Origin of the sequence: Rhizobium sp. BK377, from assembly GCF_014193935.1 — a bacterium.
GTDB lineage: Bacteria > Pseudomonadota > Alphaproteobacteria > Rhizobiales > Rhizobiaceae > Rhizobium.
Map to the genome: position 1 here is coordinate 213980 of NZ_JACIAC010000002.1, position 20246 is coordinate 234225.

Below are 20246 nucleotides of genomic sequence, written 5' to 3' on the forward strand. Positions count from 1 at the left end.
TGTCTGGATTGTCACCCTATCCGGGCATGACCTGATCTCAACGCTTCATGAGCGGCGACAATATCCAGACTGCCGCAGCTGTCGCAACGATCGCTGATTGCCTTCAGCTCGGCCAGCGGCAGCGCAACAGGAGAGCCGATCTGCCTTGCGAGCCTGACGCGGCTTGTTGCAGCGTGCAGTGCAAAACCGAGGGCGCCACTCTTCCGACCAATGTCCATCGCTTCCTGAAAATGCCGCGCCGCTTCCTCCACATCGCCGTCCCGCCAAAATATCAACCCGCGAAGATGCAGGAATTCGGCGTCGCACCATCGGTCTCCTCGCTGCCTGCAATAGTCGACGCCCTCCTCGACGCTCTCTCGAGCAACCGCGACCTGATCGTGCGAAAGTGCCGCATGAGCGAGCATCACATACCGAAGCGGCAAATGAACGAGAAAATTGCACTCACGAATGACGCCGATTGCGTTTTTCATCCGTTGGACCGCCTCCGCGTCTCCGCGCGCGGCATCGATCGCTGCTTGGTGAAAGCGGGCGAACGGCGGCCAGGTATCGATCTGGCGCGACTTCAGGCGCTCCACCAGCATCGTCGCCCGCTCCTGCGCCAAATCAACCCGTCCGCATAACAGGGCGACCGGCGTCGCAGCGAGTGCCAGCGAGTGCGCGCAAGACAGGTCGTGATCCAGGGCCAGCGCGGCGTTCAGTGCTTCCTCCGCAATATCGAGCGCATGCTGATGGCGGCCGACCACCCAGGCCGCCAGCGAAAGATGGTTCCGGAAATTGACGAACCTGTCGATCTGAAACCTCGATGTCTGGCCGCGATTGCCGAAAACTGCATGCTCGCGGGCAAGACGCTCGAGACCCGCGTGCCCGGATTCAATCCTCCCCTGATAGACCTCGCAGGTATAGAACTGCCGATCGGCATTAGGGGCGGCAGAATAATCGTCCACGGACGCCATGAAGCGGCGAAGGTCTGCAATCGTCTCAAGCGCTCTTTGGTGAAAGCCCATGGCGGATTGAACATTTGCGAGGCCGATCTTCGTTCGAAGACAGTGTTCCACGCTTCCGGCCTCCAAAGCGAGCTCGAACCCCTTCTTCCAGGTCGCTTCGAGTTCGTCGCCGAAAGGGTAGCGATAACAGAGATTCCAGCCGTGGGCCGCCACCAGCTTCATGCGGAGCACGAGATGATCGCCAGATAGGGTGTCCAGCGCCGACAGCGCCTTTTCGACGCGTGATCCGCTTTCTGCCATCGTCGAGAATTCGACCCAGAACGGCAAAGCAGCAACCGTCAGCCGTACCCCGAGCTCGGCCTGCCCATCCGAACCATAGGCCCAATCGATCATGCGGCGGAGATCCGCGCTCCAGCCGCCGTAGAGCGCCACCCAGTCTTCACGCGGCCGCCACGTCCATTCCTCTTCTGCCCTTTCGAACAGCGCAAGAATGAAGCGGCCATACGCGATCATGGCCGCCTGCTGCTCGCCCTGCCCTACGAGCCGTTTGTTGGCGAAGGTTCGGGTACTGTCGAGCAGCCGGTACCGGCGACGCCTCCCCGTGTAGTTGACCGACATCATGGACTTGGTCGCGACGGCTTCCAGCCACGCGGCAAGGTCTTCCTCATGCGCCAGGTGCCCGAAGGCGTCGATGACGTCGCCAAGCGCAAAGGTGCCGCCGAAAACGGAAAGGTGACGCAGAAGCCAGGCCTCATTTTCTGAAAGCAGCCGATAACTCCAGTTCAGCGTCGCCGTCAGCGTCTTGTGACGGTCCATGCCGTCTCCGCGCGACGACAGTGCGTCGAAGTCACGTTCGAGCATTTGCAGCAGCCCCGCAGGGCCGTTGGCCGGAAGTTGCGGGGCCGCCAGTTCGATTGCCAGCGCAATGCCGTCGAGACGCCGGCTCAAACTCGTGATCGAAGGGACATCCGCATCCTCCAATCGATAGCCATGCGCCTCCGCGCGCCGGACCAGCAACTCGATCGCCGAAAAGGCCATTGCCGACCCGGTATCGAGAATCGCATCTGCGGGCGGATACTGAAGCGGCGCAAGCCGATGGACAGTCTCGAACCTGCATCTCAACGGCTCGCGGCTTGTCGCGATGATATTCAATCCGTGCAAGGCATGGTTCAGTTGATCTGCCATGCCGGCGACGGCCGCCAGGACGTGCTCGCAATTGTCGAGAACGAGAAGCTGGTTGCGGCCGCGCAGCGCGTCGACGAGACCTTCCACGTCATCGACCGGGTTGCTTACGATGCCGAGCGCACGACTGACGGCCAGGGCGACGAATTGTCCTTTCTCGATCGCCGCCAGATCAACGAAGCACACGGCCTGGCCCTCGTCGTTGGCGATCGCTCTTGCGGCTGCGACGGCTATGCTTGTCTTGCCGACGCCGGCAGGTCCGACCACCGTGAGCAATCGGGTCTGCTGCAACGCCTCGACAATCGCCGCCAACGCATCGGCGCGCCCGACCAGCGGCTTTGACGGCGGCAGCGCCCCGTCAATCTCCCTGATCGACGCGGGAAAGGCGGCCTCCCTCGGCCTCACGACCGTCAGTGATGCAACGAAGCGATATCCGCGACCCGGGACTGTCGCTATGCAGGGAATGTCGATGCCGTTTGTCTGCAGCGCACGGCGCAGGGCGGCGATGTTGACCTTGAGATTGCTTTCGTCGACGAACAGGTTGGGCCACGCCGCTTTAAGAAGTTCGCTCTTGTTGACGACCTGCCCAGGCTGGCGCACGAGCGCATGAAGCAGATCCATCGCGCGCGATCCGAGACGTATCGGAATATCGTCGCAGAGCAGCGATTGGCGAGCGGGCGTGAAACGCCAGTTGCCGAAGCAATATGTCGTGGCATCGATCATATCGGCCTGTTCCATTTCCCCTCCTTTCGCGGCTGCACTTTAAGAGCGCTGTGCCTCGCGGATGCGCGTCCGGACGGCGGCGGCCATCGAATGCATTTCAGGGTTGGTCCCGTCCCGATAGCCTTATACCAGCAGATTTACCTCTTTTAACCAGCTATGCCGGTGCCGCGGTGATATCAAGGTAGCGGGCTGACCGGGTGATAGAGATCCCAAGCGCTCGCGCAGGTTTGCCTTATTCAAGAGGTTCGAGCTTCGGGTGGTCGCTACTGGCCATGGCTGCTCGCGCCCCGAACCCGGAGTGATCCCCGGAGTGATCGAGGAGGCCGCTATGCCCCGCGCACTAAGCACACTGACATTGTCGGACGCCAGGCGGATGATTGACGCGGCAGAAGCAAAGGCGGCCGATCTCGGCATTCCCTACAACATCGCTGTGGTCGACGTCGGCGGCGCGTTGATCGCGTTCGCGCGTCAGGACGGCGCGCTCGAAGGAAGCATCGATCTCGCCATCGGCAAGGCGAAGACCGCACGGATGTTCAACAAGACGACCGAATATCTCGCTGAACTGGCACAGCCCGGAGCGCCGCTGTTCGGGATTGAGCAGAGCAATGCCGGCCATGTGGTGATTTTTGGCGGCGGTCTGCCCGTCACTATCGACGACCAGATCGTCGGCGCCGTCGGCACCAGCGCCGGTTCGGTCGAACAGGACATTGCGGTCGCCGAGGCGGCGGCCGCCGTGATGGCAACAAATCCAAAAGCCTGAAGGAGGCCAGTGATGAGAGCTGCGCGCATTCTTGAATACAAGAAGCCCCTCGTCCTCGAGGACATCAAGGTTCCGGACATTCAGCCCGACGAGGTTCTCGTGAAAGTCGCCGCCTGCGGCATGTGCCGCTCGGACGTGCTGCTGATCGACGGCTTCTTCCAGGGCTACGGCGATATTCCGCCGCCCGTCATTCCCGGTCATGAGATAACGGGCACGGTCGAGAAGATCGGCGGTGTCGTGGCCAAGGCTGCAGGATTGCAGGAAGGCGACCATGTTGTGGTGTCGCCCGGCTGGGGTGATGGCGTTTGCAAGCATTGCCAGGTCGGCAACACGCATATCTGCCCCAATGTCCGCTGGCCGGGCTTTGGTACTTACGGCGGCTTTGCCGAATATATTCCGGTGCCGGCCCGCTATGCGATCAAAGTCGCCAAGCATCTCAAATTCGAGCAGCTTGCACCGCTCACCGACGCCGGTCTGACCCCCTATCGCGGGCTCAAGAAGATCCGCGATGCCGGCGGGCTCGGCCCGGACCGGGTGATCGGCGTCTTCGGCATCGGCGGCCTTGGCGCCTACGCCGTCCAATATGCCAAGCTGCTAGGCGCAGGCGGTCCCGTCGTCGCCGTCGCCAGAAACGAGGAGAAACTCCAGGTCGCGAAGAAATATGGCGCCGACCACATCATCGCGATCGAAGGCAAATCCTCCGAGGAGGTCGGAAAGGAGCTTAAAAAGGCGACCGGCCAGGACAAGTTTGACGCGATCATCGACTGCGCCGGTGCGACCGAGATGATGCAGCTCGCCTTCTCGCGTCTCGCGATCGGCGGGCACTATGCCGATGTCGGCTTCATCGGCGACCGGATCAACGTTCCGCTGTTTCCACGCGTCCACGGCGAGCAGACTTTTCACGGCTCTTTCTGGGGAAACAACGCCGATCTCATCGAAGTCATGGCGCTCGCGGCGGAAGGCAAGATCCAGCACACGATCAAGACGATCTCGTTCAACGATATCAACGAGTACATCGACCTCTTGCGGGACAATAAAGTCATCGGGCGGGCAGTCGTCACCTTCTGACGCATCGAACACGTCGCGCTTGGAGAATAGCACTGTACGGAGGATTACCCATGCTTGAGGTGGTGCAAGCCTATGATCGCGAACATATCGCTGACTTGCCGACCGACGATGCGGCTGCGCTCGAAAGCAAGCTCACCGTTGCCCGCAAACGGTTTGAAGACCGGGGCGGCTGGCTGAAGCCGCACCAGCGAATAGCCGTGCTGCATCGGCTTGCGGATCTCGTTGCTCGGCAGCGCGAGGTCTTCGCGATGCGCATCGCACGTGAAGGGGGAAAGCCCTATACCGATGCGCTGGTTGAGACCGACCGCGCCACCGACGGGATACGCAACGCCGCCGACCTGCTTCGCATCCGCGGCGGTACCGAAATCCCGATGGGGCTGACCCCGGCCAGCGAGGGACGGCGCGCCTGGACGATCCTGGAGCCCATCGGCGTGGTCGCTGCGATCTCGGCGTTCAACCATCCCCTGAACCTCATCGTGCATCAGGTCGCGCCGGCGATCGCCACGGGCTGCCCTGTTATCGTCAAGCCTGCGGCGGCGACGCCGCTTTCCTGCCTGGAACTCGTAAAGCTCGTCCAGGAAGCCGGAATGCCGGAGGGCTGGGTTCAGAGCCTGCTGCCCGAGAGCCGCGATCTCTCCGGCGCCTTTGCGAGCGATCCGCGCGTGGCCTTCCTGAGCTTCATCGGCTCGGCCGCGGTCGGTTGGCGTCTGCGCGCCAATCTGGCGCCGGGAACACGCTGCGCGCTCGAGCATGGCGGCGTGGCGCCGGTGATCGTCGACCGCACCGCCGAGATCGACGCGATCATCGAGCCGCTGGCGAAGGGCGACTACTATCATGCGGGTCAGGTCTGCGTCTCGGTCCAGCGGATCTACGTGCATGAAGCGCTGAAGGATACCTTCGTCGAACGGTTCGCCGAGCGCGTCGGGCGCCTGCGCGTCGGTGACCCTCGCCTTGCCGAGACCGAGGTCGGTCCCCTCATCCAACCGGCTGAAGCCGAACGGGTCGCCACGTGGGTCGAGGAAGCCGCGTCTGGGGGCGCCCGCCTGATCGGAGGCGGACGGCTGAGCGACACGACGCTGGCGCCTGCTATCCTCGTCGATCCGCCCGGCACAGCGAAGGTCTCGCGCGAGGAGGTCTTCGGCCCGGTCACCTGCATTTTCGGTTTTGCCGATCTCGACGATGCCATCCGCGAGGCAAATTCGCTGCCGGTCGCATTTCAGAGCAGTATCTTCACCCGCGATCTCGCCGTCGCACTCGACGCAGCCGAACGTCTCGACGCCTCGGCCGTCATGATCAACGACCACAGCGCCTTCCGCACCGATTGGATGCCTTTCGCCGGGCGAAAGACATCCGGCTACGGGGTCGGCGGCATCCCTTATACCGCCCGCGAGATGACGGCGGAGAAAATGATCGTCTTCAAACGGTGATCGGGACGTATTGGCGCGTTCATTGCTCGTCGCGCGCTTCCGGTCGGCCGCTCAATACCTGCAGGAGAGTGCGTTGGTCGGTCTGAAGCCCTGGCTGCATGCCGGATTTCTCGAATTCCAAGGCTGATACTGGAAATCGGCGCTATTGGTTCTTTGATGCGTCGTGCAGGATAAGGTCAATGTGGCGAAGCCGACAATCAACCCAGCTATCGCAAACGTCCGAAGTCTGGTCATCACGGTCACTTTCTGGCGGCAGCTCGAAACAAGGAATCCATGGCATGATGGCAGTGTCAACGCAGAGCGCAGCCTGATCCGTCAAGAAGCGTGAGCGTCTGCTGCGAGCCGGCCGGGAAACTTCAGCATCATGTGAAACAAATCCGGGAGTTGCACGTTCACACGTGCTGCTTCTAGCGCAGCAGATAACCGGGTTGAGGGAGCACAGGCAACCTTCAGGGGCTGCAACCCGCCGATGGAACCTCCACGCATGAGGCTTGAATGGTCTTTACTCAATCTCTGAAGACAATCCGCGCGGGCGTTCTGGAGATCGCCTATATCGAGGTGGGTCCCGCAGAGGGTTGGCCGGCCGTCCTTTCGCACGGCTTTCCCTATGACGTGAATGCCTATGCGCAGGTCGCACCGATCCTGGCGGCACGCGGGGCAAGGGTGATCGTGCCCTACCTGCGCGGATATGGCCCCACGCGCTTTCTATCGGCAAAAACCATGCGCAGCGGTCAGCAGGCGGCGCTGGGCAAAGACCTGATTTGCCTGCTCGACGCATTGGGCCTGCAGCGCGCCCTCCTTGCAGGGTTCGACTGGGGCGGCCTGGCATCCTGCGTTGCCGCGGCATTGTGGCCGCAGCGGGTCGAGGGACTGGTCTCCTATGCCGGCTATGATGTCATCGACCTCCGCAGGCAGCGCCACGCCTTTGCCCCTTCGCTGGAATGCACGATGTGGTATCAGCACCTCTTCCAGAGCGAACGCGGCCGCGAATGCCTTGAAGACAATCGCCGCGCGCTTTGCCGGATACTGTGGGAGCAATGGTCGCCGCAATGGACGTTTGACGACATCACCTTCGACCGGTCGGCCGCCTCCTTCGAAAATCCCGATTTCGTCGACGTCGTCCTCCATTCCTACCGCTTTGCCTTCGGCACGGAGAGTGGCGATCCCGAGCTTCAGGATCTGGAAGATATCCTGGCAACGAGGCCGCAGATCGCCGTTCCCGCAATCACCCTCGACGGCACGCAGGACCCGCTCAAACCGGGCGGCACCGCCGATCATTCGGTCATGTTCGCCGGGCCTCACCAACACCGGGCCTTTACCTGCGGCCACGCCTTTCCCTTCGAGGCTCCCGAGGCTTTCGCCGAGGCGATCCTCGACCTCCATGAGGTCTCCACGAGCGCGTGAGGCGCGTTAAATCGAACGGCTGTCATAAGCCCAATGCAGCAGGGCCTGGCGTTGACGCGGCCGGCACCAGCAGTCCCCAGGCTCGCAGGCTCGGCGAAGCTGAGCGACATGGCGGCGAATTGCTTTCCAGCGGGCGATCTGCCGCTCGTCCTCGCCTTGCATGCGGCGGCCATGGTAGTAGCGGCAGTACCACTGGAACCAGCCACGCGGATCGTCGGGATGGATCCATCCCTTGGCTCGCCAGACGCTGAGCGGCTGGCTGGCGTCGACACCGAAGCAGTTGATCGACGGATCTTTTCGCAGCGACAGCCGCGCCTGCGCAAACCAGCTGTCTGGGAATTCGTCGCGGCAATCGGTCATGTACTTGCCGCCGAATACGCCGAGCGCAAGCATCTCGGCGGGCGTCAGGTCCGGCTGGAAATCGGGATGAAAGTCACGGCCGATCGGCGCGACGAGAGCATAGCGGTAGCCTTGCTGCATCCGGTCGTTGACGACGATCCACCGGGGTTTCATCGGGCGCCCTGCCACAGGGTTCTGGAACGGTTGCGCCGCCAGATGGACAGATTGAGCGCCGCGGCGAAACTCACCCATGCAAGGTAGGGAACGAGCAGCAGGGCCGCCGCCGCATTCATGGGGTGGAACACTATAATCGTCGCCAGGATCGCAGCCCAAAGCATCATGATTTCCACCACGGCCAGCCCGGGTCGGTGAAGGCCGAAAAAGATCGGCGACCACGCAGCATTGAGCAGAAGCTGGGCTGCATAGACGCCGAGAGGCAGTGCGGCAATGCCGGCCTCTCGCCATACCAGCCAGCCCGACAGCCCGATCGACGCATAGAGAACCGTCCAGACCGGCGCGAACAGCCAATCGGGCGGGCGCCATCCCGGCTTGTCCAGCTGCTTGTACCAGTCGCCCGGCCTGAAGATCACGCCGGTCGCCGCCGCAGCAAAGCTTGCGGCCTCGAAAGCGGCGAACACGAGAAGGGAATGGATGTCCATAGGCGCAAGATGGAGGGAACCGCCGGCGAAGCCAGGCGGTCCCTCCGACATCCCCTATCGGTTCGGCCCGGCAGCGAACTCGCCGGAGCCTATTGCGGAAGACAGCGGGATGACCTGCCAGGCCGCCGATAGCCCGACCAGGACGTAAACGATCCGGGCGAGCGCTGAGCCGGGGCCGAAGATGGCGGCCACGAGGTCAAAGCCGAAAAGCCCGACCAGCCCCCAGTTCAGCCCGCCGACGATGACGAGAATGAGTGTCAGAATGTTGAGGAATTTCATGGTTGTTCTCCAGGTTGAGGGGTAAGCGGTCAGCCTTTCGGAGGCATGAGCACCTTGTCGATGACGTGGATGACCCCGTTTGATGCGGCAATGTCGGCAGCGGTGACGGTGGCGTCGTTGACCTTGACGGTGGAGCCCTTGACGTCGATGTCGATCATCTTGCCATTGACCGACTTCGCCTCATCGATACCGGCCACATCCGCAGCCATCACCTTCCCCGCGACCACATGGTAGGTGAGGATCTCGGTGAGCTTTTGCTTGTTCTCCGGCTTCAGCAGGTTTTCGACCGTGCCGGCCGGCAACTTGGCGAAGGCCTCGTCGGTCGGAGCAAAGACCGTGAAGGGCCCCTTCCCTTTGAGAGTGTCGACCAGGTCTGCCGCTTTGAGCGCGGCAGCCAATGTCTTGAATTGACCGGCCTCCACTGCGGTGTCCACGATGTCCTTTTCGGCGGCGAATGCGCTGATGCTGCTGGCGAGCGTGATCGCTGCGGCAAACAAAAGGCTTTTCACGTTCATGGCATTTTTCTCCTCTCGATACGGGTGCGAGATGCACGCGTGTATTTTCAGTTAGAGAAAATTATTTTTCTTTCCATTCAAATTATCGTGAGAAGAAAAAAGATTATCTTGTGGAGATAATTTCCATTATGGTAGTTTCCCGAAACGAAAAGGAGTTTTGAGAAGTGCTATCCGACACGCTGTCCAACGAGCTCCAGCGCTACGCGATCGGCCCGCGTATCAAGGCGCTGCGCCTGAGAAAAAAGCTGGGGCTGGTGCAATTGGCCGGGCATACGGGGCTCTCGCCTGCCATGCTCTCGAAGATCGAGCGCGGGCAGATGTTTCCGACCTTGCCCACGCTGCTTCGCATCGCCATGGTTTTCGGCGTCGGCCTCGATCATTTCTTCAAAGCCGACAAGGAAGAGCCTCTCATCGCGATCGTGCGAAAGCATGAACGCCTCAAACTTCCGAGCCCTCCGGGCGAGAAACACCCGGCCTTTTTCTTCGAAAGCCTTGACTATCCCGCTTCCGACCGCCGCATGGAAGCATTCTACGCCGAATTCCCGATCGATTCCCCTGCCTCGGAGCCGCATCGACACGGCAACGCGGAATTCCTCTACGTGCTGACCGGCCGGCTGATCATCGACGTGGACGGCAGACAGGCCGCGCTGGACGCGGGAGACGCCGTCTATTTCGACTCCAGCGTTCCCCACAGCTACCGCCGTGAAGGCGAGGAGATTTCAACCGCGCTCGTTGTGACTTCGTGATAGGAGACGCACTTGGCCCTCGTAGGTCGGCTGACCATCGGGCCGCAGCGCGCCCGCCCCTGACGGAAGAGTCGCCGCCGTGGCTTTTCTCGGGACTGCTTTGCGGCGTCCCTCTGTATAAATCAGCAATCGCTTCCTTCAGGTGGCAAAGCCCCTTGACGTTTCTTTAGCACTGCCTCAAATGTTCTCCTTACGTTCCATCAGACGTGCGGCCGTCTCCGATCAATGCGAACAGGGCAGAACAGGAATGAGTGAAAGTGCCGCCGTCAGTGCTTACGATATCTCGAATGCAGAAGGCAGGTTACGACAAGATTGTCGTTGATTGCCGGATATGCCCCCGGCATGGGGAATATGTCATCGCCCGCCTTCTGGAGCAGTGTAGCCCGGATCTGCTCGTTGCCGTTTTCGTGAACCTCGCGTCTGCCGATTGTCGCTACAAGCGCGAGCAAGGTCATCACGAAATCTGCGGCGCCTATTGTGGCGATGCGGATGCCCTGCGAGCCCAAGCCCCGACTAATGGCTATGCGAAGGTCAAGGGCGGCGAATGAAGTTCGTCGATAAGACGCCGACCTTTGAGGATCGCGTGGGTGTGATCTGTGAAGAATGCGAAATCGTGAAATTCTTTCAGCCCGGCGAATTGGAAGCGAGATACCCGGCTGCTGATGGCATGGACAGCGTCAACGTGATGGCGCTGCAACTGTTCGGCTGCGAACGGGTGAAAAACCAATGGTACGACCGCTGCAGAATGCACTTCTATTTCGGCCCGAGAGAATGGGCGCGACGGATGGGATACGTCCATCCCGACGAGTTAAAGGCGGCAGCGGCGCGGCGGACGATCGGCGAGCTTGCCGAATGGGAGCAAATGAAAGCCACCTGCTTGAAATGCAAACACAGCCGCTGGCTCGATCGGTGGGCGCTGCAGAAGCGATATGGCAGGGGGCTTGCGCTTTCGGAGCTTGGCGCGCGCCTGAAATGCAGATGCGGCAGGAGGGGTGCCGAAATCGAAATCGGCTATATGTCTCGATAGGACGGAGGAAATGGCATGTGCGGAAGAGTATTCGTCAGATCCGATCTGGTGACATTGATGCAGGCTTTTGCCTTTGCCGGCCGCGAAGGCGTGCTCGGCATGGCAAACCAGTTTCCGCGCTATAATGGCGCCCCGAGCCTAGAATATCCCATCATCATCATGCAGGCCGATCGCAGCGACAAGATCGGTCCTGTCTTTGAAAGCGCCTATTGGGGGCTCAAACCGGCTTGGTGGAAAGCTGGTATGCCGACGCCGGTCAATGCCCGCTGTGAAGAAGTTGCCAGCAAACCGATGTTCCGGTCGGCCTACCGGTCAACACGCTGTCTCATCCCGATTGATGGTTTTTTCGAATGGCATAAGCTCGATGAAAAGGGAAAGAAAAAGCAGCCCTATGCAATCGCCATGAAGAGCGGCCAGCCCTTTGCGCTCGCCGGCCTTTGGGAGATTTGGCGCGATCGGGAAGCCGATCTGCAGGTTCGAACTTTCACCATCGTTACATGCCCCGCAAACGAGATGATGGCGACAATCCATGACCGGATGCCCGTCATCCTGCATGAAAAGGACTATCAGCGCTGGCTATCCGAAGAGCCGCCGCCGCATGATCTGATGACGCAGTTTCCGAGCGAGCTTATGACCATGTGGCCGATCGGGCCGGGCGTCGGCAATCCGAGAAATGATCGGCCGGATATCATTGAAGAGATCGACCCCGATCCGGAGCCATCTTTCCTCTGATCGGCAGCGGAACGAATCACGGCATCGCCAGTTGAGTCGCAGTTTAATTGCGCGAGGTGCCGAGATGCCCGAGCTATCCCCTGTCCCAATCAAAGAGATATCCGCCCAGATTCACGGCGTCGGCGGCTACAAGACCGTCCATACAGTCGCCGATCTTGCCGGAATTCTCATGTCGAACAACTGGCCGAAGAAGGCGGGCGATCCGTTCTTTCAACGAGCGATCGCCGCATGTCTGACCGCACTGGAGGTACAGGGCCAGGGCGAAAAGGCGCGGAAGGCCTTTGTTGATGCAGCTCGCAAGGCGGGGATTACCGTTCTTCCGGACGATGCGGTGAGGCATTAGCGCACTCCGATGCGCATTCGCAAGCTCCGTGCCGCGTGCGGTCAACCTGCTCAAGAACGGGTCGCTGAAGACCTATCCGGGCTACCCCACGGCATGCTGACCACACATGCAGACGTCCGCAACCCCGACCTGCTCTCGTTCATCAGGGGTTGACGGCATAGACCGGATCGCGGCCTTCATCCAACGTCATCAGGACGATCTGTTGGTGCTGGTACGTGGAGCGTTCCCAGCGTTGCTGTCGTCTTTGAGTTTTATGGCGCTCAGCTCGATGGCAGCTTTTGCGGCATGAGCCGCGCCAGCCTGCACCGCCATTTCGTGGCGCTGGCCGGCCTGAGCTCAGTCCAGTATCAGAAGCAGCTTCGATTGCAGGAGGCGCGACAACTGCTGCTCTCCGGTGAGCGGACGGCTTCGGACGCAACAACGACTCTCTGGTCGGAGGAGGAGCGAAGCCGGAACGCCTCGTTACCTTGAGCAGCGAACGCAAGCTACGAGGTGCTATCGTCACCATCGGCGGGAACAACATTGCTGCTCTCCTCCGGTGAAGGAACCAATTCGCCAAGGAAAGACTTCGCATCATCTAGCGAGTTATCATTCGGCACGTCAGGATCGACGGCGTCAGCGACCTGACGCACGTTTGCATTGTCGATATCAAGGTGCTCTTTAAACGCCGCTTCGTAGCGATGATAACTCTCAGGCCAGCCACTCCCCCAAGCCTCCTGCCCCTCGCCTAGACATGGGCGATCAATGTTGGCCACCTCCATGAACGTTTCCAGGAAGTCACACAATGCGTGAGCCTGGACGTTGGTGTCTCCGGTTAAAGCCGCCTCTCGGCTTTTGAGTTTCGACTTGATTTCGCTGCGTTCTGTGTCGACCGAAATCACGGGGTAAGGAGCGCCGTCGACCACGCCCTTCAAGGCTTCCCGTCCATGATATCCGAAAGCGTGAGGAAATTTCTTCTTGGCAGCGGCCCGCGCGAGCACGTAGCCCAACTGGACCGAGGCCACAAAGCGATCTTCCGAAGCATTTTTCGCGATTCGAAAGCCGGTATCTATCCCTTTTCCGAGAAAATCGAACCTACTAGGTGCATCGTCGGCAGCTCGTTCAAATTCCTCAGTATTTTCACTGGGCATTGCTGCCGCTTCAGACTGGCCGGTAATGGGGTCAGAAGTTACAGCAATACTAATGTTAGGTGCGGGGAATGCCGCCAGCCAGCCAGCACCCTTGAGTCGAAGGGGCTTGTCGTCGGCCTCCAAGCGCTTTGAATACTGTTCCAACGCCTTGAGAAAGGCGGACACAGACGCGGCGGTGTGCTCAACGCTGTTCACGCGGCCACAGAAAATAATCTCATCTCCGATTGTCTTCCAGACCAGAGGTCGATTGCTTGCTTCGCCCAGCAACTCTTCTCCGAACGCCTTTACAACTAACTCGTAAGCGGTGGTGACGGCGAGCGGAAAATCCTTGTAGAAGGTACGGAACTCGTCCACCCACGCCGGCGACGGGCTACCGTTTTGAGGCTCCGAGTGCTTCTTACTGGCTTTGAACGCGGTCGACCCGACCAAGTCGACTGACATGAAAAGGCGCATCCGGTAGTTTGGACAATTCGCCAATTCTTAGACACCCAAGGTGCTTGCGCGAACTTCTGCGGCGCTTTGACTTACCCCAAACAATCTTGCCAAGTCGGTGGCGCTGGCGCCCGTCGCACGGTAATTACGGAAAGGTTCTTCTGGCATCAGAAATGCTGCAGCGAACCAGTTCGCTTCCCACTCTGCTCGTCTCTGTACTTGGTCAGTTTGATCGACTTTGCGTGTCGCAGCCATAGCGATGCCGGGATGGTCGCGCTTCACTTTGGGAAAATGTAAGAACAAGTGCCCAAGCTCATGTGCGATGGTAAAGCGATCACGCTCCGCCGTGGTCACGGTCGGCAGGAATATTTGAAACTCTCCGCTCGGTTGCACAATGATCGACTCGGGGAATTCGTCGCCAGGCTGGACTTCTTCGTGGAACGAAATCCGACCACCCAAGCGCGATACGAATGCTCGCATGTTTTCGCCAATCTCGTACTTCACGTGTTTGGCGACGTCTTCTGCAAATTTGTAAACGGCTGCTTTGCTTGCCCCAAGGGGACTGGGTTTAACAAAAGTCACGCCATCCTCCTCTAGTCTCGATTCGTCTGACAGACACTACATGCAAAAAATATGCACAGGCGACACAAAGGTTTCAATCCTCCATAGCCATGTAACTGCGAATATAGGCATAGGGGATTCCTTCTTGCACCTTGCCCAAGTCCTTCGCCTGCAGTGTTTTCTGGTCCTCACCGCCTGACCTTATCTTCACTTGGTTGAAAGCGCGCCCGCCGGCGGAAAGATGATAGAGCGACAGCTGCTATCGGGAGCTCGCAGAGCTATTTGTAAGACCAAAATGGGGAGGCGCAAGGCAGCCGTATCCTTCGACAGCTTAAAAGTCCGCTTGCGCCAGCGAGTTCGCTTTGGGCACCAACGCCCGCCTCAAACTTCCCTCATCCCTGTGCTTGTCACAGGGATCCAGCCTGCCCAAGTCCTTGGGCAGGAAAGACTTTTCGCTTGAAGCATAGTATGAGTCATTCACCGCGCGGACGCGCGGTGGCTGGATCCCTGTGACAAGCACAGGGATGAGGGAGGGTGGGGCGACGCCTCGCTCCTTCCTTCAACGTTGGAGATCTGGAAGGCGGTGCGGCGGATTTTTGCCTTTTCCGCCGGGGCCGAAGGACGGTCGACACCTGCCCCACCCCCCAAAACAGGTCTGGGGGCAGCGCCGCGGACTGGCACTGCCCCCATCCCCTTGGCGCGTGCAGGAGGCCCCTCGCCTACACCTCGCCGGCGGCCCTCAATTCGGTTCGCGGATCGCGTCGTCCAGCCCGCGCAGGAGCGGGTAGAGGAAATACGAGATCACCGTGCGCTGGCCGACCTTGATTTCGGTCGAGACGGTCATGCCCGGCAGCAGCCTTACCGGCACGTCCGAGGCGTTCAGCCTTGTATCCGCAAGCAGGATGCGAGCCTTGAAGAAGGGTGCGGCCGGCTGGCTGGGCGTGGCGGTTTGTTCCGGCTGCTGGCCGGTCATGAACGTGTCCTGGCTGATCGTGCGGACCTCGCCAGATGCGGTGCCGTATTTCTGGAAGGGATAGGCGTCGAGCTTGATGCGGGCTTGCCTGCCGACGGCGATGCGGCCGATGTCGCGGGTGTTGATCGAGACTTCCGCTTCGAGCGGCACGTTGATCGGCACCAGCGTCACAATCGGTTCGGCCTCGCGCACGACGGAGCCGACCGAGCGCTGGGCGAGATCGAGCACGACGGCATCGGCGGGTGCCGTCAGCGCCACCATGTTGCGGCGCAGCTCCATCTTCTTCAACTCTTCACCGGCCATGTCGCGCTGGCCGCGCAGGTCCACCAGCTGCTCCATCGCGGCGCGGCGGAAATCCTCGATGAAGGCCTGGCGGTCGGCGCGCAGTTTGGCATAGGCATGGGCCGCTTCGTCCGCCTTGCCGCGAACGGCGGTAATATCGGCCTCGACATCGAGGCGGGCGTCACGCGAGCCGAGCATGGTCAGCAGCGAGCCGCTTTCCTTGTCATAGAGCTTCTTCCGCGTCGCCTCGATCTGCGAAAGGTTGTCGCGCCGGTCGTTCAGCACGGCCTCCTGATTGCGGTTTGCCGCAAGCACGGAAGATTGGCCGGCGATCTGCTGCTCGAAATTCTGCATCTGCGCCATGTAGAAGGCGCGCCGCTGGCCGAAGAGCTGCAGCTGCAGCTGCTCGTCCTGCGTGTTGCCGGCGATCTTGGAATAGTCCTCGCCGGTCAGCTCCGCCTCCAGGCGCTTTACCTGCGCGTCGAGGGCGGAGAATTTCGCCTTCAGCTGGCCGACATCGGCCTGGCTGAAGGTGGCGTCGAGGGTGGCCAGCGTCTGGCCGGCATGCACCAGCTCGCCGGCCTTCACGTCGATCGTGCGGATGATCGAGGTTTCGAGCGGCTGGACGACGATGGTCGGCTGGGTGGTGACGAGTTTGCCGGGCGCAATCACCACCTCGTCGATGGAGGAGACGGAGGCCCAGGTGATCGCCGCGCCAAGCAGCGCCGTGACGCAATAAAGCGTCATGCGGGCGACACGCGGCGGCGCGCGTTCCTCGAGCTCGACGGCGTCGGACTGGAACTCGGCGATAACAGGCGGCAGCGGCGGGCGGGCGATGAGCGCATTGCCTCTATCCTGGCCCCTACCCTGACCCTTGTCCTGACCCTTGTCCTGACCCTTATCTTGGTCCTTGTCCGAGGGAACCGGCAAATTTTCGTCTGATTTTCTGACATGCGCGTTCATGCGACCTGCCTCATCTGCTGGGCCCACAGGTGGCGGTAGGTCATGCAGCGCGACACGAGCTGATCGTGCCGGCCGATATCGGCGACCTTGCCGCGATCGATGACGAGAATGGCATCGGCATCGACGAGCGTCGAAAGCCGGTGCGAGACGATGACGACCGTGCGGCCGGCGGCGATTCGGCTGAGATTGTCGCGGATGATCGCCTCGCTGTCCGGGTCGAGCGCGCTCGTCGCCTCGTCGAAGATCAGAAGCTTCGGATCGGTGATCAGCGCGCGGGCGATGGCCAGCCGCTGCTTCTGGCCGCCGGAGAGGTTGGCGGCATTTTCTTCCAGCATCGTGTCGAAGCCGCGCGGCAGGCGCTCGATGAACTCTTCGGCACCGGCGATGCGGGCGACCTGCATGATTTCCTCGATGCTGGCATCGGGCTTGGCGGCAGCGATATTGTCGCGCACCGTGCCGCGAAACAGGAAATTGTCCTGCAGCACGACGCCGATGCTGGTTCTCAGATGCACGAGGTCGATCTCGCGGCTGTCATAGCCGTCCATGCGCACCAGCCCCTCCTGGCTCTGGTAGAGCCCCTGGATGAGCCTTGTGATCGTCGTCTTGCCCGAGCCGCTCTTGCCGACCACGCCGAAGACCGAGCCGGCGGGAATGGCGAAGGAGACGTTGTCGAGCGCGGGTGCGGCATCCGGCGCATAGCGGAAGGAGACCCGGTCGAATTCGATGCGGCCATGCAGGTGCGGGCGCACCCCTCGCCCGCGGCCCGCCTGTTCCGGCCGCTGGTTCATGATCTCGCCGAGCATCCGCACTGAAAGCGCCACTTCCTGATATTCGTGGACCATGGTGACGATCTGCACCAGCGGCCCGGAGACGCGGCCGGCGAGCATGTTGAAGGCGACCAGTGCGCCGATCGTCATGGCGCCCGAGAATACGTCCAGCGCGCCGAGGCCGATGATCGCCACACTCATCAGCTTTTCCAGAAGCCCGGTCATCGACTGGGCGAAGGTCGAGATCTTCTCGACGCGGAAACGCACGGAGATCGACTGGGCCGAATAATCGTCCCACACCTTGCGCTGGCGCGGCTCCAGCGCCAGCGATTTGACGGTGCGCATGCCATGCACGGTTTCCACCAGCAGGGCCTGCCGGTCGCCCTCGGCCTGGTAGAGCGCCTTCAGGCGGCGCTGGAACGGGCCGACGAGCAGCATCACCACGAGGCCGACGAGCGCTGCGAAACCGAGCACCACGAGCGTCAGCTTGACGCTGTAGAGAAGCAGGATCGGCACGAAGACGAAAAGCGACACACCGTCGAGCAGCGTGAGGAACAGGCGGCCGGTCAGGAACTCGCGGATGCGCCCGGTCTGCTGCATATGCTTGACGAGCACGCCGGCAGACGCCTGCTCGAAAAGCGCGATCGGCAGGTTGAGCAGATGGCCGAAGGTACGGGTCGCAACCCGGATGTCGATCCTGTTGGTGGCGTAGAGCAGCAGGTAGCGGCGCAGGAAGCTGAAGGTCGCGTCGAAGATCAGCGCGATCCCGATACCGATCGTCAGCACCGTCAGCGTCGCGTAGCTCTGGTGCACCAGCACCTTGTCGATGACGAGCTGGAAGAAGATCGGCGTCATCAGCCCCAGGCCGTAAAGCACGAAGGCGGCGAGCCCCACATCGCGGAAGAAGCTTTTCTGCTTGAGGATCTCGGGGACGAACCAGCGGAAGCCGAAGGGCCGGTCCTCGTCCGACATGCGATAGTTGCGCTTCAGCAGGATCACCGATCCGAGCCAGGCCTTGGCGAACTGCTCTTCGCTCAGCATCATCACTTCGGCGCGCGAAGCGAGCGGGTCGAGAACCCGGATCCTCTCATCCTCGCCCTCGCCCACGGCGCCGGCGATCACCACCCAGTTGCCGTTGGTCAGCTCCGCCAGCACCGGGAAGGCCTCGCCGAGCTGGAACAGGCTTCGCCAGGTGAGATCGACATGCTTCGCCCTCAGGCCCGCGTCCTTGGCCATGCGCAGCAGTTGGCGCACGGCGACGGGATCGTTGCCGATGGCATAATCGTGCTGCAGCCGCTCAGGAGAAAGATCGACGCCGTGATGGCGCGCGACGAGCGCAAGACAGTGCAGATTCGTATGCAGAAAACCACTCATGGCCCACCCGAAACAAAAGAGACCGAGGATCGACGATGATCAGTTGAAGTTCGGCGAAGCGTTCGAAGCGCTGGCCTGCGCCGCCTGGATATCGGCAGCCGCTGCGGCCGACATGTCGCCGATCCGGCGAACAGCACCCGCCTCGACAAGGCCGCCCAGCGCCTTCTGCATGAGATCGACCGCATTGGCGAAGGCATCGACCGGCAGGATGATGCGCTGGCGGAAGACCGGCTTCGGATTGTTGTTGGCATCGCGGTCGGTGGCCGACAGCGACATCAGGTCGATGCGCACGATCGTGCCGGTGATGGTGATCTCACTGATACCGTCTGCATAAAGTTCGCTGCTCATTGTTCTCTCCTCTGGTTGACGTCAAACTTTTCGGTGCGATGCGTGCGTATCGTGCCGCCATGCCGGAAACGGATCGCGAAGACCGACGGCGATCTCCGGATCGAAACCCGTCTCCTCCCCGGTCAGGCACTCGTCCAATGCGGCGCAGATGGCTTGCCTGTCGAAACCGGACCCGATGAAGACCAGCTCCTGTCGGCGGTCGCCCCAGACCTCGTCCCAATACCTGTCGATCAGCTGGCGGAACTGCGGATGGCGCGGCCATTGCGCCTGCGGCACCGACGCCCACCAGAAGCCTCTGGTGCCGATGCGGCATTGCGTGCCGGCAATCGACAGGAGGCCGATCTCGTCCGGCCGCGTCGCCAGCCAGAAATGCCCCTTCGCCCGGATGATGCCGGGCAACGGCTCATCGAGCACGCGGGCGAGCCGCGCCGGATCGAAGGGCCGGCGGCTGCGATAGACGAAGCTTGCAATGCCGTATTCCTCGGTTTCCGGCACATGGTCGCCCCAGCCGAAAAGCTCCTTGTGCCAGAGCGGATGGCGGGCGGCCTTCGCCTCGGAAAAGAGGCCGGTATCCATGATCGCGGAAAGCGGCACCTGGCCGAAGACCGCCTCGATGACGCGGGCATCCGGATTGAGCGCCGCGATCACCTTGCGAACCTCTGACAGCATGGCGCACGGCACGTCGCCGGCCTTGTTGATGATGACGACATCGGCAAATTCGATCTGCTCGACGAGCAGTTCGACGAGCTTGCGCTCGTCGTCCCCGTCGCGCCGCTCGCCGCGATCGGCCAGGAACTCGGCGCTCCGGTAATCGGCGAGAAGATTGACCGCGTCGACGACGCAGACCATCGTGTCGAGCTTTGCCACGTCGCAAAGGGCCGCCCCGCTCTCGTTGCGGAAGGAGAAGGTGGCGGCCACCGGCAGCGGCTCAGCAATGCCGGTGCCCTCGATCAGCAGATAATCGAAACGGCCGGCGCTAGCCAGCCGGCGAACCTCGCTCAGGAGATCGTCGCGCAGCGTGCAACAGATGCATCCATTGGTGAGCTCCACAAGCGTCTCGTCGGTGCGCGAGAGGTCTGCACCCCCCTCGCGCACGAGATCCGCATCGATGTTGACCTCGCTCATATCGTTGACGATGACAGCAACACGACGACCTTCCCGATTACTCAATACATGATTGAGAACAGTCGTCTTGCCGGCGCCGAGAAACCCGGCGAGGATGGTAACCGGCAATCTGTTGTCTGCACGCATCATCGACATTACTCGTT

Annotated in this window: 20 protein-coding genes and 2 pseudogenes; 11 read left to right on the forward strand and 11 right to left on the reverse strand. The window is 61.3% G+C overall.

Annotation, left to right across the window (positions count from 1 at the left end; genetic code table 11):
• Positions 1–11: 11 nt before the first annotated feature.
• Positions 12–2864 carry an ATP-binding protein gene (locus FHT92_RS09690; RefSeq protein WP_246735200.1) on the reverse strand — a complete coding sequence of 951 codons (2853 nt, stop codon included), beginning with the start codon at positions 2862–2864 and terminating at the stop codon, positions 12–14.
• A 313-nt stretch (positions 2865–3177) separates the two neighbouring features.
• Here FHT92_RS09690 and FHT92_RS09695 point away from each other — a divergent pair, with 313 nt between their 5' ends.
• From FHT92_RS09695 to FHT92_RS09710, 4 genes are all read left to right on the forward strand, one after another.
• Complete coding sequence (locus tag FHT92_RS09695; RefSeq protein ID WP_183826190.1) at positions 3178–3609, forward strand: heme-binding protein; 432 nt, start codon at positions 3178–3180, stop codon at positions 3607–3609.
• 12 nt (positions 3610–3621) lie between these two features.
• Positions 3622–4677 (forward strand): NAD(P)-dependent alcohol dehydrogenase, encoded by a 1056-nt coding sequence (locus FHT92_RS09700; RefSeq protein WP_183739452.1) that lies wholly within the window; start codon positions 3622–3624, stop codon positions 4675–4677.
• A 50-nt stretch (positions 4678–4727) separates the two neighbouring features.
• The gene (locus FHT92_RS09705; protein ID WP_183824271.1) at positions 4728–6104 is read left to right on the forward strand and encodes an aldehyde dehydrogenase family protein; all 1377 of its coding nucleotides are present in this window, start codon (positions 4728–4730) and stop codon (positions 6102–6104) included.
• Positions 6105–6599: 495 nt separating this feature from the next.
• The gene (locus tag FHT92_RS09710; RefSeq protein ID WP_183824275.1) at positions 6600–7508 is read left to right on the forward strand and encodes an alpha/beta fold hydrolase; all 909 of its coding nucleotides are present in this window, start codon (positions 6600–6602) and stop codon (positions 7506–7508) included.
• A 6-nt stretch (positions 7509–7514) separates the two neighbouring features.
• On the opposite strand, the gene FHT92_RS09715 is transcribed toward FHT92_RS09710, so the two are convergent.
• From FHT92_RS09715 to FHT92_RS09730, 4 genes are read right to left on the reverse strand one after another with little or no spacing between them, the layout of a single operon-like run.
• Positions 7515–8021: a hypothetical protein gene (locus FHT92_RS09715; RefSeq protein WP_183824278.1), complete on the reverse strand. Its 507-nt coding sequence runs from the start codon at positions 8019–8021 to the stop codon at positions 7515–7517.
• Positions 8018–8506 (reverse strand): TspO/MBR family protein, encoded by a 489-nt coding sequence (locus tag FHT92_RS09720; protein ID WP_183824281.1) that lies wholly within the window; start codon positions 8504–8506, stop codon positions 8018–8020. The genes FHT92_RS09715 and FHT92_RS09720 overlap by 4 nt, the downstream gene beginning before the upstream one ends.
• Before the next feature lie 54 nt (positions 8507–8560).
• Positions 8561–8785, reverse strand: a complete 225-nt coding sequence (locus FHT92_RS09725; protein WP_183824284.1) for a DUF378 domain-containing protein — start codon at positions 8783–8785, stop codon at positions 8561–8563.
• Between the two features lie 29 nt (positions 8786–8814).
• Complete coding sequence (locus FHT92_RS09730) at positions 8815–9300, reverse strand: fasciclin domain-containing protein (RefSeq protein ID WP_183824287.1); 486 nt, start codon at positions 9298–9300, stop codon at positions 8815–8817.
• A 164-nt stretch (positions 9301–9464) separates the two neighbouring features.
• On the opposite strand from FHT92_RS09730, the gene FHT92_RS09735 reads away from it, so the two are divergent.
• The 7 genes and pseudogenes from FHT92_RS09735 to FHT92_RS09760 form a co-directional block, all read left to right on the forward strand.
• Positions 9465–10046 (forward strand): helix-turn-helix domain-containing protein, encoded by a 582-nt coding sequence (locus FHT92_RS09735; protein ID WP_183824289.1) that lies wholly within the window; start codon positions 9465–9467, stop codon positions 10044–10046.
• A 287-nt stretch (positions 10047–10333) separates the two neighbouring features.
• Positions 10334–10594, forward strand: a complete 261-nt coding sequence (locus FHT92_RS09740) for a hypothetical protein (RefSeq protein ID WP_183824292.1) — start codon at positions 10334–10336, stop codon at positions 10592–10594.
• Complete coding sequence (locus tag FHT92_RS09745) at positions 10591–11073, forward strand: hypothetical protein (protein ID WP_183824296.1); 483 nt, start codon at positions 10591–10593, stop codon at positions 11071–11073. The genes FHT92_RS09740 and FHT92_RS09745 overlap by 4 nt, the downstream gene beginning before the upstream one ends.
• A gap of 15 nt (positions 11074–11088) precedes the next feature.
• Complete coding sequence (locus FHT92_RS09750) at positions 11089–11805, forward strand: SOS response-associated peptidase (protein WP_183739479.1); 717 nt, start codon at positions 11089–11091, stop codon at positions 11803–11805.
• Positions 11806–11869: 64 nt separating this feature from the next.
• Positions 11870–12148, forward strand: coding sequence for a DUF982 domain-containing protein (locus FHT92_RS09755; protein ID WP_183824299.1), 279 nt, complete (start codon positions 11870–11872; stop codon positions 12146–12148).
• Between the two features lie 16 nt (positions 12149–12164).
• Positions 12165–12301: pseudogene (locus tag FHT92_RS29245) on the forward strand (alpha/beta hydrolase); the annotation flags it as partial.
• Between the two features lie 129 nt (positions 12302–12430).
• Positions 12431–12562: pseudogene (locus tag FHT92_RS09760) on the forward strand (helix-turn-helix domain-containing protein); the annotation flags it as partial.
• A 71-nt stretch (positions 12563–12633) separates the two neighbouring features.
• Here the strand turns inward: FHT92_RS09760 and FHT92_RS09765 are convergent.
• The 6 genes from FHT92_RS09765 to FHT92_RS09790 all read right to left on the reverse strand — a co-directional run bounded on the left by FHT92_RS09765 (position 12634) and on the right by FHT92_RS09790 (position 20232).
• Positions 12634–13719, reverse strand: coding sequence for a hypothetical protein (locus FHT92_RS09765; RefSeq protein WP_183824302.1), 1086 nt, complete (start codon positions 13717–13719; stop codon positions 12634–12636).
• Between the two features lie 39 nt (positions 13720–13758).
• Entirely contained in the window at positions 13759–14292 is a 534-nt protein-coding gene (locus FHT92_RS09770; RefSeq protein ID WP_183824305.1) for an ImmA/IrrE family metallo-endopeptidase, read from the reverse strand.
• 718 nt (positions 14293–15010) lie between these two features.
• The gene (locus tag FHT92_RS09775) at positions 15011–16489 is read right to left on the reverse strand and encodes an HlyD family type I secretion periplasmic adaptor subunit (RefSeq protein ID WP_183824308.1); all 1479 of its coding nucleotides are present in this window, start codon (positions 16487–16489) and stop codon (positions 15011–15013) included.
• Positions 16486–18630: a peptidase domain-containing ABC transporter gene (locus FHT92_RS09780; protein ID WP_183739493.1), complete on the reverse strand. Its 2145-nt coding sequence runs from the start codon at positions 18628–18630 to the stop codon at positions 16486–16488. Before FHT92_RS09780 ends, FHT92_RS09775 begins: the two co-directional genes overlap by 4 nt.
• Positions 18631–18669: 39 nt before the next feature.
• Positions 18670–18978, reverse strand: coding sequence for a hypothetical protein (locus tag FHT92_RS09785; protein ID WP_183739495.1), 309 nt, complete (start codon positions 18976–18978; stop codon positions 18670–18672).
• A 21-nt stretch (positions 18979–18999) separates the two neighbouring features.
• Positions 19000–20232, reverse strand: coding sequence for a GTP-binding protein (locus tag FHT92_RS09790; RefSeq protein WP_183824311.1), 1233 nt, complete (start codon positions 20230–20232; stop codon positions 19000–19002).
• Positions 20233–20246: the final 14 nt, after the last annotated feature.

Bases quoted from the DNA above. Each gene is read 5' to 3' on its own strand.
- FHT92_RS09710 (WP_183824275.1), top strand. From the start codon at position 6,600: ATGGTCTTTACTCAATCTCTGAAGACAATCCGCGCGGGCGTTCTGGAG.
- FHT92_RS09785 (WP_183739495.1), bottom strand. From the start codon at position 18,978: ATGAGCAGCGAACTTTATGCAGACGGTATCAGTGAGATCACCATCACC.
- FHT92_RS09720 (WP_183824281.1), bottom strand. From the start codon at position 8,506: ATGGACATCCATTCCCTTCTCGTGTTCGCCGCTTTCGAGGCCGCAAGC.
- FHT92_RS09730 (WP_183824287.1), bottom strand. From the start codon at position 9,300: ATGAACGTGAAAAGCCTTTTGTTTGCCGCAGCGATCACGCTCGCCAGC.
- FHT92_RS09765 (WP_183824302.1), bottom strand. From the start codon at position 13,719: ATGTCAGTCGACTTGGTCGGGTCGACCGCGTTCAAAGCCAGTAAGAAG.
- FHT92_RS09750 (WP_183739479.1), top strand. From the start codon at position 11,089: ATGTGCGGAAGAGTATTCGTCAGATCCGATCTGGTGACATTGATGCAG.
- FHT92_RS09780 (WP_183739493.1), bottom strand. From the start codon at position 18,630: ATGAGTGGTTTTCTGCATACGAATCTGCACTGTCTTGCGCTCGTCGCG.
- FHT92_RS09700 (WP_183739452.1), top strand. From the start codon at position 3,622: ATGAGAGCTGCGCGCATTCTTGAATACAAGAAGCCCCTCGTCCTCGAG.
- FHT92_RS09745 (WP_183824296.1), top strand. From the start codon at position 10,591: ATGAAGTTCGTCGATAAGACGCCGACCTTTGAGGATCGCGTGGGTGTG.
- FHT92_RS09790 (WP_183824311.1), bottom strand. From the start codon at position 20,232: ATGATGCGTGCAGACAACAGATTGCCGGTTACCATCCTCGCCGGGTTT.
- FHT92_RS09755 (WP_183824299.1), top strand. From the start codon at position 11,870: ATGCCCGAGCTATCCCCTGTCCCAATCAAAGAGATATCCGCCCAGATT.
- FHT92_RS09690 (WP_246735200.1), bottom strand. From the start codon at position 2,864: ATGGAACAGGCCGATATGATCGATGCCACGACATATTGCTTCGGCAAC.
- FHT92_RS09740 (WP_183824292.1), top strand. From the start codon at position 10,334: ATGCAGAAGGCAGGTTACGACAAGATTGTCGTTGATTGCCGGATATGC.
- FHT92_RS09725 (WP_183824284.1), bottom strand. From the start codon at position 8,785: ATGAAATTCCTCAACATTCTGACACTCATTCTCGTCATCGTCGGCGGG.
- FHT92_RS09775 (WP_183824308.1), bottom strand. From the start codon at position 16,489: ATGAACGCGCATGTCAGAAAATCAGACGAAAATTTGCCGGTTCCCTCG.
- FHT92_RS09715 (WP_183824278.1), bottom strand. From the start codon at position 8,021: ATGAAACCCCGGTGGATCGTCGTCAACGACCGGATGCAGCAAGGCTAC.
- FHT92_RS09705 (WP_183824271.1), top strand. From the start codon at position 4,728: ATGCTTGAGGTGGTGCAAGCCTATGATCGCGAACATATCGCTGACTTG.
- FHT92_RS09695 (WP_183826190.1), top strand. From the start codon at position 3,178: ATGCCCCGCGCACTAAGCACACTGACATTGTCGGACGCCAGGCGGATG.